The organism is Parabacteroides sp. CAG:2 (genome assembly GCF_000436315.1).
Lineage (GTDB): Bacteria > Bacteroidota > Bacteroidia > Bacteroidales > Tannerellaceae > Parabacteroides > Parabacteroides distasonis.
In genome coordinates this window covers 1-18991 of the sequence record NZ_FR885284.1, presented here as the reverse complement: position 1 = coordinate 18991, position 18991 = coordinate 1, and the positions used below count along the sequence as shown (strand labels likewise).

Annotated in this window: 10 protein-coding genes; 8 read left to right on the top strand and 2 right to left on the bottom strand. The window is 43.5% G+C overall.

Annotated features, from left to right (window positions below; genetic code table 11):
- From QVP94_RS07295 to QVP94_RS07260, 8 genes are all read left to right on the top strand, one after another.
- Positions 1 to 1019: disaccharide 3-dehydrogenase (locus tag QVP94_RS07295; protein WP_288213202.1), on the top strand; the 1019-nt coding region annotated here is incomplete at its 5' end.
- Between the two features lie 165 nt (positions 1020 to 1184).
- Positions 1185 to 1952: a 3-keto-disaccharide hydrolase gene (locus QVP94_RS07290; RefSeq protein ID WP_022192274.1), complete on the top strand. Its 768-nt coding sequence runs from the start codon at positions 1185 to 1187 to the stop codon at positions 1950 to 1952.
- Positions 1953 to 1978: 26 nt separating this feature from the next.
- Positions 1979 to 3319 (top strand): Gfo/Idh/MocA family oxidoreductase, encoded by a 1341-nt coding sequence (locus QVP94_RS07285; protein ID WP_022192273.1) that lies wholly within the window; start codon positions 1979 to 1981, stop codon positions 3317 to 3319.
- 142 nt (positions 3320 to 3461) lie between these two features.
- Positions 3462 to 6425, top strand: a complete 2964-nt coding sequence (locus QVP94_RS07280; protein WP_022192272.1) for a SusC/RagA family TonB-linked outer membrane protein — start codon at positions 3462 to 3464, stop codon at positions 6423 to 6425.
- A 24-nt stretch (positions 6426 to 6449) separates the two neighbouring features.
- On the top strand, positions 6450 to 8021 hold the full coding sequence (locus QVP94_RS07275; protein ID WP_005860849.1) for a RagB/SusD family nutrient uptake outer membrane protein: 1572 nt from the start codon (positions 6450 to 6452) through the stop codon (positions 8019 to 8021).
- Between the two features lie 13 nt (positions 8022 to 8034).
- Positions 8035 to 9717 carry a carboxylesterase/lipase family protein gene (locus QVP94_RS07270; protein WP_022192271.1) on the top strand — a complete coding sequence of 561 codons (1683 nt, stop codon included), beginning with the start codon at positions 8035 to 8037 and terminating at the stop codon, positions 9715 to 9717.
- A gap of 17 nt (positions 9718 to 9734) precedes the next feature.
- Positions 9735 to 10709, top strand: a complete 975-nt coding sequence (locus tag QVP94_RS07265) for a sugar phosphate isomerase/epimerase family protein (RefSeq protein WP_008781089.1) — start codon at positions 9735 to 9737, stop codon at positions 10707 to 10709.
- 271 nt (positions 10710 to 10980) lie between these two features.
- The gene (locus QVP94_RS07260) at positions 10981 to 13812 is read left to right on the top strand and encodes an ATP-binding protein (protein ID WP_022192270.1); all 2832 of its coding nucleotides are present in this window, start codon (positions 10981 to 10983) and stop codon (positions 13810 to 13812) included.
- An 85-nt stretch (positions 13813 to 13897) separates the two neighbouring features.
- Here QVP94_RS07260 and QVP94_RS07255 read toward each other — a convergent pair whose 3' ends face one another.
- Positions 13898 to 15958 carry an alpha-L-fucosidase gene (locus tag QVP94_RS07255; RefSeq protein WP_005864201.1) on the bottom strand — a complete coding sequence of 687 codons (2061 nt, stop codon included), beginning with the start codon at positions 15956 to 15958 and terminating at the stop codon, positions 13898 to 13900.
- Between the two features lie 54 nt (positions 15959 to 16012).
- Positions 16013 to 18361, bottom strand: a complete 2349-nt coding sequence (locus tag QVP94_RS07250; RefSeq protein WP_262893702.1) for an ABC transporter permease — start codon at positions 18359 to 18361, stop codon at positions 16013 to 16015.
- Positions 18362 to 18991 lie beyond the last annotated feature (630 nt).

Genomic DNA, 18991 nt, shown 5'->3' with positions numbered 1-18991 from the left:
GGAAGAGCGATCAATGGGAGGTACTTTACATCTGCGATACGGACCCAGAGGCACGAGATTTGGCAAGGAGGAAGTCGCCGACATCCCGAATCGTAGCGGATGAGCAAGTTGTATTCGAGGACCCGGAAGTACAAGTGGTCGGTTTATTTACATTGGCGGATTCCCGGTTGAGGCAAATTAAGAAGGCAATGGCATTTGGCAAACATGTCATCTCAGAGAAACCGGTCGCAGATACGATCGAGCATGAATGGGAAGTCGTGAAATGCGTGGAAAACTCAAGTTTGTTCTCGACCGTTAATTTGTATTTGCGTAATTCTTGGTACCATAATACGATTAAAGAATTTATCCGGAGAGGAGAGATCGGAGATTTGGCGATCATTCGCATTTGCCATATGACTCCGGGGTTGGCTCCGGGTGAAGGTCATGAATATGAAGGTCCGTCTTTTCATGATTGCGGAATGCATTATGTGGACATTTCCCGGTGGTATGCCGGATGCGAGTATAAGACATGGCATGCGCAGGCGATCCGGATGTGGGATTATCCCGAACCTTGGTGGTTGCAATGTCACGGGACATTTGAGAACGGGGTGGTATTTGATATAACACAAGGGCATGTGTATGGACAATTATCGAAAGACCAAACGCATAACTCTTACATAGATGTAATAGGAACGAAAGGAATCGCCCGGATGAGTCATGATTTTAAGACTGCGGTCGTGGAGTTGAGAGGTGTTAATGAAACACACCGGATCGAGAAGCCCTATGGAGGGAAAAATATAAGTACGCTATGTGATTTGTTCGCAGATTCCGTACGGACCGGAGTTTTTCATTCCCGCCTACCACTGATGCGTGATTCCGCTATCGCTTCCGAGTATGCGTGGAAATTCTTGGATAACGCTAGACGAAATGAGATGCCTTCTATCGGGAATTTACAAACCTTGGAAGAAATCCGGGAGAGAAGACGGAATATGACGGAAGGGTATGGCTTACTTCGCCATGTAAAATTGTCTCATTCTTGATACGATTTTCTCAATGACCGGGGGGGACAGGCTGGAACTTGTATTATGCGACAATCGGAAACGATTTTGATAAAATAGAAAAAGAGGATTCTTCATATCCGTGATACATTTGCTACTGCTTGTTCATAGAGCGAAAACAGAAACATTAATTTAATACTATGTAGCATGAAAAAAATGATTGTTCTTATCAGTCTTTTATGTGGAGCGTTTTTTATGAGTGCCCAACAAAGTAATCAACAACAAAGACCACCGGAAAGATGGAAACCTGAGAGTACTGAATGGTATTATCCGGTTCCTCCTAAGGTAAAGCCGGGTGTCGGAACTGGTGCTCCTTCCGATGCGATCATCCTGTTTGATGGAAAAGATCTTTCTATGTGGGAATCTGCGGGAAAAGATGGAGGTCCCGCTAAATGGACCGTAAAGGATGGGGCGATGATTGTGGCTTCCGGGACCGGATCGATCCGGACAAAAGATTATTTTGGAGATTGCCAGTTACATATCGAGTTCAAGACCCCTACACCGGGAAAGGATAATACATTACAGATGAAAGGAAATAGTGGCATTATGTTACAAAGCCGTTATGAGGTGCAGGTTTTGGATTGTGAGGATAATCCTACGTATGTGAATGGCTGGGTCGGCAGTATTTATAAGCAAAGCGCACCGTTGGTAAATGCTTTCACGAAGACAAATGAGTGGCAGGTTTATGATATTTATTGGAAAGCTCCCCGTTTCGGGACAAACGACGAATTGGAATCTCCCGCTATGATCACTGTGGTATTGAACGGAGTCGTGGTACAGAATAATTATATACTGAAAGGAACGACCCCATATACCGGTTTACCTAAATATGTAGCGCATGGCCGTCTGCCATTAAGCTTACAGGATCATGGAGTGGAAGTGGCTTTCCGTAATATATGGATTCGAAATTTATAGATTGTATAACCTTAAAAAAATGATTTATGACTACACGTAGGAATTTTTTAAAGAACTCGACGATGTTGGCCGCCGGCTTAGGTATTTCACCTCTTTTGGCATCGGCAGCTCCTACCGTCTCTCATAAGGAAGAGACTATAAAAGGGCGGGTGAATATCGCAGTAATAGGTGTCGGCATGGGATGCCGTGATTTGCAAGGGGCTTTGACTGATAATCCGTGGGTACATTGTGTGGGCATGTGCGACGTGAACAAAGTGAGACTTGATGAGCAGATCGCACGTTTCAAAAAAGACTTTCCGAATCAAACGACCTCGATCAAGGCATATAGTGACTTCCGGGAAGTCTTGGCAAATAAGGATATCGACGGGGTCATTATCGCAACACCGGACCATTGGCATGCCTACATCTTCGCAGAGGCATTAAAAGCGGGCAAGGCGATCTATGTGGAAAAGCCGGTTGCTAATTCGATTCCGGAATGCCATTCGATGATGGATTTCCAAAAGAAATATAAAGGGGTGGTGACAACAGGCTTATGGCAGACCAGCCAACGCTATTTCTTGGCGGCTAATGAGATATTGAAATCCGGTGTGTTGGGGGATGTTTATAAAGTTCAGATATGGCTTTGCCAATCGACGGATCCACGTCCGGCAGTTGCGGATTCTCCGGTTCCTTCTACATTGGATTACAATATGTGGTTGGGTCCGGCTCCCGAGCGCCCATTTAATAATTATCGTTTCCGTGGATGGCGCGGCTTTTGGGATTATGGAGGCGGCCAGCAAACCGACTGGGGAGTGCATTGGATAGACTCTGCGTTCGATGGATTGAAAGCGTTAGGATTGTGTGACCGTGAATATCCGGAGGCGGTATTCTCTACGGCTTATAAAGATCCTACCTCTTTCAATGAGACTCCCAGCTGCCAGACAACGATTTTCCAATATAAGAATTTCCATATAGAGTGGGCACAACAGGTTGCTCACCTGTATAATCGGAATCAAGGAGTAGCTTGGGTAGGAAGTAAAGCCACCTTGGTATGTAATCGAGAAGGCTATGAATTGATTCCAGAGAAGAACCGGGAGGGTGAGTTGTTAACTGACCGTTCCCAGCTTGTCGGGAAGTTCGAGGATGGCGGTGTTGAGGCGCATGCGACGAATTGGTGTAAGTGTATATTGAATAAATCGATTGAGACGAACAGCCCGATCGAGAAAGGGGCTTTCGCGACGATCCTGGCGCATATGGCCAATATCTCATATTTGACGGGAACTCGTGTTGTGTATGATCCGCAAGCTCGTAAGTTTGTGGATAATCCGAAAGCGGACGCGTATTTGAAGCGGAGCTATAGAAGCCCGTGGCAATTCCCGAAAGTTTAATGCGATTGAATGCTTAAAAACAACGACCGGTGGATTTTAATACTCTATTATATATAACCATTACCATACGAATTGAATTACAGCACATTGAGATCTCCGGTCGTTTTTTGTAAAAACAATGTCAACTTTAAATGAATGAGTTATGGAAAATCAAAAAAAGAAAGTATGGCTTCGAAAGGTCCTGTTTTTGATCGTTAGTTTGGCGTTATTCTTTCCCATGATGGCGCAAACGATTACAGTAAAAGGAGTTGTAAAGGAATCTATGACAGGCGAACCGATCATTGGCGCCAATGTAGCGGTGAAAGGAACGACTAACGGTACGATTTCTGATATAAGCGGTATGTATCAGATCTCGAATGTATCATCAAATGCCGTATTGATCGTTTCTTATATTGGATATAAGACCGCAGAGATTCCGGTAAATGGAAAGAACACGATAAATGTGAGCTTGGAGGAAGAAAGTATCGGACTTCAAGAAGTGGTAGCCGTGGGATATGGCTCTCAGAAAAAGAAAGAATTGACCGGCTCTGTAGCAGGCTTGAAAGAGGGAGACTTGATCAAGGGCGTACAGTCTGACCCAATGGGAATGTTGCAAGGTAAAGTGGCAGGTTTGAATATATCCAAACCAAATGCCGGCGACCCGAATGGAGAGTATAAGTTCCAATTACGCGGAACTTCATCCTTAACCGGTAATACTTCTCCGTTGATCGTCATTGATGGTATTCCTCAAGGGGATTTATCCGCTATCCCACAAGATGATATTGAAAGTATCGATGTATTGAAGGATGGTTCAGCGGCGGCGATATATGGAACCCGTGGAACGAATGGCGTTATCTTGGTTACGACAAAACGAGGTTCTGCCGGGAAGATGAGCGTTACCTACAATGGATATATGTCTATCTCTTCCATAGCCAATCAATTGGAAGTCATGGATCGTGACCAGTTTTTGGCAAATGGGGGAAACGACCGGGGATATGATACGAATTGGATGGATGAGATTACCCGAACTCCGTTCTCTCATTCGCATAACTTGGCATTGACAGGAGGTACGACCGATTTTAATTACCGGGCTTCTGTATCTTATCGAAATAACCAAGGTATCGCTCTTAAGTCTGGGTTCAATGAGATGATCGCTCGTTTTTCCGCTAATCAGAATTTATTCGATAAAAAGATTCAAATAGCATACGACGCTACTTATCGTCGTTTTGACCGGGAAGGTGAGAATTCCAGCTATGATGATTATTCCGCTTTTAAGCATGCGTATTATTATAATCCTACGGCACCCGTATACGACGAGACGGGAACGATAGATGCCGGAGGGTATTATGCGCTGGATATTCAAGGATATTCAAATCCGGTGGCTTATATTATGCAGCGTGACCGTCGTACAAAAGGCGGACTTTTCCAAGGGTCTGCTCGTGTAACTTGGAATATTTTGGAAGGACTTCGTGCGCAAGTTTTTGGCTCATTGAAATACTCTGATATAAATAAAGGTACTTATACCTCACGAGAGGTATTTAACACTTCTAGTTTCGGGTCAGCGTCTCGGAGTTTTAATACTCGTTTTAATAAAACACTGGAGACGACGATCGACTATGTAAAATCTTTTGGAGAACATCATTTGGTGGTATTAGGTGGGTATACCTATGAGCATAACTATCGGGAGTCATTTAGCATGAACAACTCGAATTTTGATTCGGATGTATATTCTTACTATAATTTGGGTGCGGGTAGTAACTTGATTAATAACCCTAGCCAAAGCATGATGGATGGTTCGGTTTCTCAAGATAATTTGGTTTCGTTCTTCGGCCGTGTAAATTATAACTGGGGAAATCGTTACTTGTTATCAGCGTCTGTACGACGTGAGGGTTCTACTCGTTTAGGTGCGGATTATAAATGGGGAACTTTCCCTGCGGTAAGTGTCGGTTGGTCTATCGGTAATGAGGCTTTTATGGAAAGCGCTAGCTGGATTAACGATTTGAAATTGCGCTTGGGATATGGCGTGACAGGAAATATGCCTTCAGATAATTATTTGTCTTTGCCAATGATGGGAGTGGTAGGCCGTTTTTATGATCATTCTTCTAAACAATGGATCAATGCTTATGGGCCGACACAGAACCAGAATCCGGATTTGAAATGGGAGCGGAAAGGCGAATGGAATCTAGGTGTTGATTTTGCAGCGTTGAATAACCGCTTGAACGTGACCGTTGATTTATATACCCGTAAGGTTTCAGATTTGTTGTATAAATATAAGGTCCCGACTCCTCCTTACCAATATTCTTCTATGTTGGCGAATGTGGGTGATGCTACAAGTAAAGGTCTGGAATTCTCTGTTTCCGGAACCCCAGTGCAGAGTAAAAACTTCTCGTGGACTAGTTCTATTAACTTCTCATTCAATACGAATAAATTGGACAAATTAAGTAATGAGACTTTCCAAACAGACTGGATTGAGACCGGTTATTTGTCGGATGGTGATTTAGGAGGTATGAACTCGACTCCATTGATTCGTTTGGTCCCGGGTGGCAAGGTCGGTGATTTTTATTTGCCGGTATTCGAGGGATTTACGGAAGATGGTAAATGGAAATTCAAGGATGTTGATGGTAGTGGTGACTTTACATATAATGAGGATCGTGAGATCGTAGGTAATGCGCAACCTGATTTTATAGCAGGATGGACTAACGAGTTTAAATATCGTGACTTCGATTTATCGTTTACATTCCGTGCTGTCGTAGGCAATGATGTATATAATGTAAGCCGTATGGCATTGGAGAATCGGAATGTGGCTGGAAAGGAGAAGAATATGTTGGCTTCGGTAATGGATATCCCGTTGCAAGATGCGGCTCAAGCCTCTAGTTATTATTTGGAGGATGGTTCTTTTGTGAAGTTGGACAATATCACATTGGGTTATAATGTACCGGTGAAGAAATTAGGTTTCATGCAAAACTTACGTTTGTACTTGACTGGTCAGAACTTGTTTACGATCACTGGCTATAAGGGCATCGACCCGGAGGTTGATATGGTAGGATTAGATAATATGGGTATTGAGAGGACTCGTTATTATCCGGCTAGCCGTTCTTTTATTCTTGGTTTGAATGTTACGTTTTAATGGATACTCTAAATATCGAAGGTTATGAAAAAATATAGTTTAATATATATAGTATCAATGATTTGTTTCTTGGTTATCGCTCCTTCTTGTACGGATATGGATGAAGATACGACGGGACAAATGGTATCAAATGACTTTTATGCGGATCCTTCTTTGATTCCGCAAGCGGTAGGTGCTGCCTATGCGGAATTGCAGGCTTATCAGAATCACTGGGGAGTATGGGGGTTGCAGACTGTTTCCTCGGATGAATGTGTTGTTCCGACTCGTGCGCCGGGTAATGACTGGTATGACGGAGGGGTATGGCAGGATTTCCATCGTCATCAATGGCAATACAATCTGGATGCATTGAATAATGTGTGGATTTCCGTATTTTCTGGAATAACGACATGTAACCGTGTGGTTTACGACTTGGATACATATAAAGAGGAGATGGATGTCGATATCTATAATAAATATCGTGCGGAGACTGTCATCTTGAGATGTTTCTATTATTCTATCTTACTGGATTTATTTGGGAATGTTCCTTATATCGATACATATGAGAGTGAAATCACGGCTTCTCCTCAGACAAGCCGTCCTGAGCTTTATCAGAAAGTCGTAGATTGTATCTTAGATAATATGGAATATTTGGATGACGCTCCGTCTGCCGAGAATTATGGAAGATGTACGAAATCGATGGCTTATACGATGTTGGCAAAACTATATTTGAACGCAAAGGTGTTCAAAGGGGCCTCTTCTTACGATAAGGACGATATGAATAAAGTGATAGAGTATTGCGATAAAGTGATTAACTCTGGATATTATGAGGTCGTATCTGATTTCTCCGCTCCATTTAAAGTGGCGAATGAGTCTTGTAAAGAAAATATTTTCGTGGTACCGATGCAAAATGGTATCAATTCAAATGGAGACTACGAGTTTCATTTCCATAAATTCTCCGGACATCCCAAGTCTCGCCAGATGTGGGGTATAAATGTGGGCGGTTGGAATGGAGGTTGCGCTACTCCGGACTTCCTTGCTTTATATAAAGATGACGATACTCGGAAAAAGGCGACTTTTATTTACGGTTTGATTTATGATAAGGTCACGGGAGAGCCTGTTGAGGATGGTGATAATCCGGGAAAACAATTGGAATTGACTATTGAGGTATCTTCTATTAATGCCGCTTATCGTTGGGAAGGCGCTCGTATTCAGAAGTATGAATATGAGTTGGGTATGACTGGTAATATGAACAATGATTTTGTTTTATATCGTTTAGCCGATATCTATTATATGAAGGCTGAAGCTATTTTGAGAGGTGGTAATGCCGCTACTTTATCAGCTTTATGTGCGGAACCTGCATTCCAGTTAATACGTGAAAGGGCAAATCAGCCCGTGTATACTCCGGAAACATTAACGTTGGATGAGTTGATCAATGAACGTGGCCGTGAATTTGCGTGGGAAGGTTGGCGTCGTCAAGACTTGGTTCGTTGGGATAAGTTCGCTAAAGGTAGCTGGACATTTAAGGAAGCCTTGAATAATAATTCGCGTGATTTATTCCCGATACCATACGATCAGATTACGAAAAACCAATCTTGGAAACAGAATCCGGGATATTAATAGTTGTGTTTTTATGCATATGGATAGACGACAATTCGTGAAAAACCTAGGACTGGGCACAGCCTCTTTAAGCATGGGAAGCTTGGTAACGGCTTCCTCATGTGCCCCGTCCGGGGATTCCTCCCTTAAACAAAACGTCAAGGAAGGAGAGGATGGACAGTTTTTATTTATCGGTGACGATATCGCCATCGCCCAGACAGAGTATGGGAAGGTGCAGGGATATCTGCTGAATCATGTATATACGTTCTTGGGAGTTCCTTATGGGGCTGATACGTCGGGAAAAAATCGCTTTATGCCTCCCCAAAAGCCAGAGCCGTGGACAGATGTGAGACCGGCGGTTTTTTATGGGAATACGGCGCCGCAACGTATGGAGAACCGGTGGCCCAATAATTACGGAACTTTTGCCGATCATTGGAACTACTGGGATGTGAGTGAGGATTGCTTATATTTAAATGTATGGACACCGGGCATTGCGGATGGTAAGAAACGTCCCGTATTGGTGTGGCTGCATGGCGGTGGTTTTACAAATGGTAGTGGGATCGAGCAGGATGGATATCATGGAGAGAATATAAGCCGGGAAGGAGATATCGTATTCTGTTCCATTAATCATCGGTTGGGGCCGATTGGCTTCTCTGACTTATCTGGTGTTGGTGGAGAAGCGTATAAGGATTCCGGAAACGTGGGGATGTTAGATATTATTGCCGCCTTGCGATGGGTTCATGATAATATCGCCAATTTCGGTGGAGATCCCGGGAACGTAACGGTTATGGGACAATCCGGAGGAGGTTCTAAGGTCTGTACAGTAGCCGCTATGCCGGCGGCAAAAGGTTTGATCCATAGAGCCGTGGCTTTAAGTGGATCTACGGTAGGAGCTTCCGATCAGGTGATGACCCGGAAGGTGGGAGAATATATTTTGAGAGAAGCGGGGCTGACTGCTTCCCAACTGGATAAATTGCAAAGAATACCTTGGCGGGAATATTTGGATATAGCGGATAGGGCTTGTAAAAAGTGCTGGGAAGATCAAGGGATTAGCATGAGACGGACTTTTGGCCCTGTTGCTGATGACCGGAATATTCCGGCCGGTGTATTCTACTCCGGTGAGAGCCATTTGGAGTCTCCTGTCGTCCCGATGATATTCTGTACGACTTTCCATGAATGGAACCCGAACAGGGCGGATGCGGCCTTGGAAAAAATCACTCAAGACGGTGTGATCGAGAAACTGAGAAGTCAATATGGTGATAAAGCGGAATCGATCGTGAAGGCTTTCGCCAAGAATTTCCCGGATAAGACTCCGATGGAGCTTTGGGCGATGATTTTGTCTTCCCGTCAACGAGTGGTTGAGGCGGCTAACGCAAAATTAAAGCAAGGCCAGCCTGTGTATGTAGCTTGGTTTGGCTGGTGTCCGCCCTTGTTTAATAACCGTATGCGTGCGTTCCATTGCTCGGATATCTGTTTCTGGTTTAAAAATACGGATCGGATGTTTACTCATACGGGTGGAGGTAAGGTACCTCGTGCGTTGTCAGATAAGATGTCTGGCGCTTTGTTGAATTTCATGCGGACAGGAGATCCGAACGGAGGAGAGTTACCCGTTTGGCCGAAATACACGGAAGAAAATGGAGAGGTGATGATCTTGAATAATACGTGTGAGGCTCGGAATGATCCGGACCGGGAGGCCCGTAAATCTTTGGAGGTTTAATTTAAAACGAGAGTGTTATGCTTGAGAAAAAGATTTCAAGACGTAATATGCTTCGGACTACCGGTCTGGCGGTTTTGGGCAGTACGTTCGCAGGCTTGGCTTCTTGCGCTCCGAAGAAAAAAGAGGAGCCATCACCCGAAGCATCCTCTTCGAAACGTCCTTTCCGTGTCTGTCTCAATGTCTCTACGATAGCGGGTTATAAACTTCCTGTTCAAAAACAGATTGACTTATGTGCCGAGGCTGGTTTTGAGGGAATTGAGTTATGGACCCGTGATGTGGATGCGTTCGTAAAGCAAGGGGGAACTTATGAGACACTCAGGCGTCAGCTGGAAGGTTCCGGACTTTTATTGGAGAATATGATCGGTTTTGCCTCGTGGTTTGCCGATGATCCTTCGAAACGGAAGGAAGGGCTAAACCAAATGCGGCATGATATGGAGATGGTAGCGGGATTGGGCGGTAAATTTATCGCCGCTCCTGCTCAAGGAGTTACTCAACTGGATCGTACACGGTTGCCGGAGTATTCCGAACGCTATCGGGCGATACTGGATTTAGGGGATGAGATGGGTGTCACTCCGATATTGGAACTATGGGGAGCCGGGGTTCTGAATCAATTATCGGATACCATGGCGATAGCGATCGCCTCCGGGCATTCGCGGGCTTCTGTCTTATTGGATTTCTACCATTTGTACAGAGGAGGAAATAGTTTTGATAGTTTACGCTTGATAAATGGTAAGATCCTTCCGGTTTTTCATATCAACGATTATCCGGAATTGCCTCCTCGTACGGAGTTGAGAGATTCGGATCGGGTGTTTCCGGGAGATGGTATTTGCCCGTTTAATAAGGTACTTCCTTTGCTATACGATTCCGGTTTCCGGGGTGGGTTATCCGTAGAGCTTTTTAATAAGGGATATTGGGAAACCATGGATGTAAAGGAGGTCTTAAAGAAGAGTTTTGAGAAAACCACACAGGTAATCAATAGTTCGATGGGATAAAAGTTTGTTGGGATTTAGGAAAGGGACTGCTTCGAGGTGTTTTACCTTCGAGGCGGTCCCTTCTGTTTTTATAGTATCTTCTCTTAAAAATCAATTATTTTATAATCCGCTGTGATATAAAATGTAGTATATTTGCGTACTCTGTTTTGGGGTACGCAAAAGCTTTGTTCACCAGAATGAATAGGCATTATCCTAAATAAACCGTTGTTTTGCGGAGAGGTCTAGGGGTTGTTATCATCGGGAAAGCCGATAATAAAAGATATACATTATAATGAACTTACTTCTGAGATATGTGGGTCATGGTATAACTATAAGTTTGTTAGTATTTATAATGCTGGCGTTTCATTTGTCTGCGTTAGCACGGACAAGTGAAAAACGTGTGCTCCGGGTTGCCTTTCCGCAGGTGGTAGGCATGAGTTGGACGGCGGAGGACGGTAGTCGTCATGGTATGCTCGTAGACTATCTCAATGAGATTGCCAAATATACCGGTTGGGAATACGAGTATATTGATACGAACGGGCAAGCCATGTTAAATGAATTTATCGCAGGTCAGTATGAATTGATGGGTGGAAACTATTATATACCCGGTTTAGAGAAATATTATGCTTATCCGGATTATAATATGGGATATAGCTGTTCCTTGTTGCTTGCTCGTTCTGATGATCGTACTATCCATAGTTATGATTTGGAGAGTATGAACGGGAAAACCATAGGTGTATATGAGAATGCTAAAGAAAATATTCGCCGCCTCAAGGAGTTTTTGGCTATCAATGGATTAGACTGTAAATTACGATATTACAGCTTGAAAGATATACAGAAGAACGACGGGGAATTATATTTTTATTTAATGAATGGAGAGATAGACTTGCTGTTGAGTGGCATTATTCACAATCACGATTCTTTACGGGTAATCGTTACCTATAATTCTCAACCCTATTATATCGTAACCAATCCGGGTAATAAGGAAGTATTGGATGGTTTGAATATGGCTTTGGAACGGATATTGGATGCTAATCCAAATTTTGCGGCAGAGCGTTATGCCGCTAACTTTCCTGCCCGACTTGTAAATGTCCAATTTAGTGACCGGGACTTGGAATATGTCAAGAAAAGGAAAACGATCACGGTAGCCGTTCCGGAGAATTGGTATCCCTTTTATTGTAAAGAAACCTCCCAGAAGAACCATGTCGGTATCATGGTGGATATATTGGATAAGATCAAGGACTTTACCGGTTTGGATTTTTCGTATGTGTATGCGAAGAATTATAGTGATGCGGTCCATCTGGTACAACGAGGGAAAGCTGATATCTTAGGCTTTTTCTTGGGAGATGAGAACGATGCGGCCCAGCTAGGGCTTGCGCTTTCAGCCTCTTATGTGAGTGCGAACAATATCATAGTACGCAATAAAGCCTGTAGTTATCCCGCTCCGGGTTTGGTTGGTGCTTTGGTGGAAAGTCAGCGATTTCCAAGTGGCATATCTGCGGAGAAGATTCGGTCCTATCCGGGCATTAAGGAGGCATTAGCCGCTGTCAATAGCGGAGAGGCTGATTTTATCTATGGATTGTCCTCTAAAATGGAACAGGATATTTCGCGTTATCATTTCACCAATCTTGCTCCTGTGACATTGGTCAATGATCAGAGTGCGATAAGTTTAGCGTTACCTACCCCAGTTGACCCGGATTTATTAACCGTACTCAACAAGGCGATCAATAATCTTTCTGAGTCCGAGAGGACTGTTATACGCAATCGGAATCTGGAATCTATCGGCGTGAATGAATTCTCTCTTACGGACTTTATATATGCGAATCCCTTACAATTTATGTTTATCGTGATGTTTGTCCTGTCGGTGCTATTTACGGCATTACTGCTGGCTATAGGGGCCCGGATGAAAGCGACCGTGATACAGGGCAACCTGAAACGGGCTGAGGCGGCTAACTTGGCGAAGAGCGAGTTTCTTTCCCGGATGAGTCATGAGATCCGTACGCCGATGAACGGAATTGTAGGTATGAGTACTATCGCCATGCAAAACATAGATAATACCGATAAGATAAAGGATTGCCTAGAGAAAGTAATCATGTCTTCCAAGCATCTTCTCGCTCTCATTAACGACGTGCTGGATATGTCGAAGATAGAAAGCGGAAAAGTGGAACTTCGACATGAGAGCTTTAATTTCCGGGCATTCTTGCAGGACCTTGAAAATCTGTATGGCGAGCAGGCCAAGAGTAAAGGGATCAGCTATGAGACGATATTGGCTAGTGATCTGGAAGTACAGATTATAGGAGACTCCTTGCGCTTGAATCAAGTTCTCTCCAACCTGTTATCGAATGCGCTGAAATTTACGCCGGCCAAGGGAATGATTAAACTTCGGGTATCTAAAACAGGTGAGGATCAAGAGAATGTTTACCTTCGTTTCGAGGTAATCGATACGGGATGTGGTATAGCCGAGGAGAATTATGATAAAATCTTCGAATCGTTCGAACAGGAAAATGTGGATGTTACTTATAAATATGGAGGTACAGGATTAGGGCTTTCTATCGTTAAGCGTTTCACAGGGTTGATGGGTGGTGGCATACATGTGACGAGCGTGCAGGGGAGTGGCAGTACATTCACCGTTGATCTGCCTTTCGGCAAAATAAAGGAATCGGGTAAGCCCACTCGTTTTTCCGATATTAATGGGAGGAATGACCTTGCGAAGGATTGTTATGCTGTTGATTATGACTTCAAAGGTAAACGGATCTTATTGGTTGAGGACAATGAGCTTAACCGGGAGATAGCGGAGGAATTGATCGGAGTTACCGGTGCGTCGGTGGAGAGTGCTGAGGACGGGGTACAGGCCGTAGAGATGTTTAAGGAGTCTGCCGAAGGATATTATGATTTGATATTGATGGATGTGCAGATGCCTCATATGGATGGCTATGAGGCTACCCGATGTATTCGTGCATTAGGGCGTTCTGATGCTCAAAAGGTTCCTATCTTCGCTATGACAGCCAACGCCTTCGCTGAGGATGTGCAGAAAAGTAGGGAGGCTGGTATGAACGCTCATATATCTAAACCATTAAATATACGTGCCGTGTATAAGCAAATGAACCGGTACCTTCAAGGATAAATAAAAGATTGATAAATAATTAAAAGGGGCCGCCTCTGGAAATTAAACTTTCGAGGCGGTCCCTTCTGCTTTTATTAGATATTCTTTATTTTTCCGTAATTACCGAGAATTCACCGATACCCGCTTGCTTTTTATTATCTACGATACGGGTTGCGACCAAACGGATTTGGTTACCTTTCGTTATCGGGAAATGTACGACTTGCTCGATCGGGTTAGCCTTGATATTGGAGAATTCGCCTTCGGCCACCTTCTTTCCATTAATATATAATTGATAGTTGGAGATATGACCGCTTGCGTCACGTCCTTGGTTCGGGGTGTAGCGGAATCCGGATATAGGCATTTCTTTCGCTAATTGTACGACTAACTCTTGTTTCCCTTGTGGCAAATAGTAGGTTGTGTAGCCGTTTCCGTCTAGGATCAGGCTGGTTTTCTCATCTTTCGGTGATACGATCGTGTAATCACAAGCAGGAATATCGAACGTTTGCGCGGAAACCGGACTGACTGTATCGAAAGTCGGATCATAGGCAATCGCCTTGACAGTTCCTTTTTGAGCGAAAGCGAATGGCGCCTGATAAAGCGGTGAGTCCTTGGTCGGATCTGAACCGTCGGTGGTATAATGAACCTCGGAGCCTTTATCCCCGGCCTGTATGGTTACCTCGTCATTGATATTACGGGCAATCGTTGGCTCGGTCACCAAGGCGGGGGCAAGGTATGCCTCCACGTTATTGATACAAAGCGGCCCGCGGGCGTCCGTGAAGTTGATGCGTATCTTCTCCGCTTTCTCGGTCTGGAAACGGACAATTCGTTTATAGCCGACAGTTGTCGTAGAATCCACAGTCTGTGCCGGAATCCATTTACCCCCTTGCTCGAGTTCGATATTGAACGAGCGTACTCGTTGTCCTAATGGGATATATTCTTGTATTACCAAGCGGTTTACATCGGTAGGATGGGTTAACGTGAAAGTCAATGAACCACTGGTTACTCCATCGTCCGTAGCCCAATAGGTATCCCAATCCCCATCTACTGCCTTATTGGGACTAAAATTACGTCCTCTTTTATTGCTCGCTTGTACGTAACATCCTTTCAACAGATTCTCCTTAAAGTCATTTTGGATGGTTTGATACCATTGTACGGCACGGGCGGAGTCTACCGGACTTATTTTTCCGTTCAACGCTACGGGGAAGTTCAATAGGAAATTGGCGTTATGCCCGACGCTTCGGTAATAAAGATCGACTAATTTTGCCAGAGATTTGACTTGGTGATCTTCCCGAGAGTGATAGAACCATCCCGGACGGATAGATACATCGCATTCTCCACCTAGCCACATCGGTCCGTTCTCATCTCCCCATACACTCTGTTGGAAAGTAGGCATGGAGGGTTCCGGGGCGAAGATGCTCCATTGGGTATCACCGGCCCAACCTTCCTCGTTACCGATCCAGCGGATATCGGGTACTGTCCCTCCGAAAACCATGATGTCCGGGTGGTGCGCCTTGATCGTGTCTCGTGCCCGCTCATATTGATAATAGGTCTTGGCGTCTATAGCACGGGTTTCATTCGTGCCGCCATACCAGCCATTGCCACCGTTTGCCCCATCAAACCAGTATTCGAACAACGGGCCATAGTTGGAGACTAATTCATGTAATTGGGCATGGAATTTCTCTACATATCCCGGTTGTCCGTAATTCTCACTGTTTCTGTCCCAAGGGGAGAGATAGACACCGAATTTCAGCCCGTGTTTCTTACAAGCGTCGGATAGTTCTTTTACCATATCCCCTTTGCCATCTTTCCAAGGAGAATTCTTTACGCTATATTCGGTTGTGGCGGTAGGCCATAGACAGAAACCGTCGTGATGCTTGGTGGTTAAGATTACGCCTTTCAATCCGGCGGCTTTGATTGTTTGCGCCCATTGATCGCAATCCAGATCCGTTGGATTGAATGTGGAGGCGGGAGTATTTCCGTAACCCCATTCCAGATCATTGAACGTATTTAATCCGAAATGGACAAAGGCGTATGTTTCCATCTTATGCCATTCAACTTGTGCCGGCGTGGGAACGGGCAGGATAGGGGCGGGCGCTGTCGCTTCTTTACAGGAGAAGAAGGAAAACAACCCAAGCCCCAATAAAATAGAGGAACTCAAGTGCTTCATTATTTGTTTATATTTAGATGAGACCTCAAATATATGAAAAAAAACGGCAGATTCTTATTCTGTCTTTACATTTTCAATCGGATTTTGATTTGCTGCCCGGTAACTTTGCCAGAATACGGTCAAGAAAGAGATAATCAAGCAAAATAATCCGGCTGATATGAAAATGAACGGACTTAATGATATTCTATAGGAATAGTTCGAGAGCCATTGTCGCATGGTATATACCATAACTGGGGTCGTGATTATAAACGCTATAACTACGTAGCGGATGAATGTACATATCAATTTATAAAGTATTAGCGTCCCGTTCGATCCGAATATTTTCCGGATAGCGATTTCCCTGGCTTTTTGTTGGATGAAATAAGTAGAAATCGCCAATAGCCCTAAAAGTGAGATGACAATAGCCACAAAGGCGAAAAGGCTTATGATTTTCAATATTCTTTGCTGTGTGGCAAATGATTCCTCTATCTGACGGTCGATGAATTTACCGGGGAATTCTAGTTGAGTGATATTTTCGTAAACCTGTTTGACTTTATTATATGCCTCGAAAGTATTTCCTTGTATCTCTACCAAGAGGTTCTCGGTGGGGATATTCTCGGTTTTATCTAGTTGGACGAAGATCGGAGGATTGGCCATCGTGATATTGTTGAGTTGGAAATCTTGTATTTTGCCGGCGATCATCCGGGGATTTCCGAAGAATGGGAACGATTTCGCATCCTCGCCGATTCCCATCGCCTTGAAGGCCGCATCGGTAAGGAAACAACCTTCTCCTGTGGCTAAATGATTATCTTTTAATATTTTCAGACCTAGGATATGAAGACTGGTCGTGTCCATGACGAAGCCTTGCAGGCTCACGAGATTTCCGTTGATCTCCATCGTATAGTTATTTCCAACTTTGAAAGGGGTGCTTCGGGCGCATCCGACCTTGTTTACACAAGCCAATTGCTTGAGCTCCCCAAGGAGGGTGTTGTTTAGCTCTTTAAGCTTTAATTCTTCCATCCCGATAGGGATATCGATAATATTTTGAGTGTTATATCCCAAAGGGGCTTTTATCAAGTAATTAATTTGCAGTACCATCGTTAGGGAGGTCGCGATTAACGCGATTGTTATGGCATTTTGAAAGGTGATGAAAAATTTGCTGAACGTCATTTTAGTCTGCATACGGAAACTACCTTTCATTACATCCACTGCTTTTGCCCGTGTGATATGGATAGCGGGTAAGATACCAGAGACGCATCCCAGCAATAAAATGAGTAATATACCTAATAAGATATTTATCGGCGTGACCGCTCCGGGCAAATTAATATGAGCCTCTAACAATTGATTTGCGTATGGAATGGCTAAAGTGGCCAAGAATAAACCGATTAAGAAGGATACTAGGCTTAAAAGGATAGATTCTAGGATTAATCGGGTAAAAAGTTCTTTTTTCGTAGAACCCAACAGGCTGCGGATAGCGGCTTCCTTGGCTCTGGATCCGATTTGGGCGACAGTCAGGTTCACGTAGTTGATGATGGCGAAAAATAATATGACAATTCCTACAGAAATAAGTATAATAACAAAGTCCCAATCACCATTCTCCAGCATTGAATATTGTGCCTTTTCTATAAAATAGGCTTTTCGCAAAGGAACTACTACGACATCTTTGACTTGATCTCGTTCATAAGGCCAATAGAATCCTTTGAAGAAAGATGCCATATCGTTAGTCTTTGATAGTAGGTCTGAGCCTTTTTGGGTTCGAAGGAATACGAGGGAATTGTAGCAGTTGCTATAGTTCTCTTTATCCATTTCTGGGTACATTTCCGTTAATTTCTCTACTCTCGCTAATATATCGCAGTAAGGAATTACGGAATTATGCATATCTTTCATGATACCGTTTACGATTATTGAGATAGATGGACTGATTTGAAGTGTTTGTCCGATAGGATTTGCGTCTCCGAAAAATTTTTTAGCGAAGGAATCGGAGATAACCGCATAGTTTTTATCGGACAGAACTTGACTTTTAGATCCCGTAACTAAATCGAACGAGAAAAAGTCAAAGAAATCTTCATAGGTGTATTGTATTTTTGCGTTTATTTTTTTGTCTTGCCACGTAATGGGTAAAGCTTCTATGCCACCCCACGGCAAGTTGGAAGAGACTGTCATTACTTTCTCCACTTCTGGGAATTGTGTCATCAAACGTTCTCCTATACCATAAGCCGAGATCATGAAAGATTCGTTACCAAGTACATAGATCCGGTCTGCGTCTTTTTGGAAACTATCCACGGATAGCTCTTGCTTTGTGTAGATACCAATAAGTATCACGAACATAAGGGAGATAGATAATCCAAGTATCTCGATGATTGTGTACAATTTATTTCTGCTCAAAAATTTTGTGAAAGATTTGATGTTTAGTAGATAATTCATAACGTTTGATATAAGATTCTTAATATTGTTGTTGATTTTCATACAAAAAGTATGCCGTTTGTTGTAAGTTGGTGCATTGCAGTATGTTATGGCTAGTTGTGTGTCTGGAAGCTGTCCAATAAATGGACACCTCTGTCTATTTATTGGACACTCTTCTTTAAGTTTATCGGATTTTAGTTATTGATACTCAATGACTATATTGTATGACTTGATGTTTAGTCTAATGAAAAATAGATGAGTTTCCGATATCTAGGTAAAGTATTAAGCTTCCTGTCTTTTATAAGTATCCTCAGAGAAGACGTTTGTAGTGATATGTAATTGTTTATCAATTGTTTGTTGTGCCAATATTTTTCTTTCCTTTGGCACAGCTGTGCCATTGTGGTGGCAACGCTGTGCCATCCGTGTGGCAAGGCCGTGCCATCTATATGGCAAAGTATTGCCACTAGCATGGCAAGGATATCAACTATATCGTTTCCCTGAGCAGTCGTTATTTTTGTGTGTTCTCCTTCTTGTAAGATTAATTTTGGTGTGTGTTATATTATTTGGTGTGTGTTATACTATAATGTACCCGATCCCCCTCATGCGAAAAAACTTGCAAAATAATGCCCGATAAATTTGGATCGTATGTTT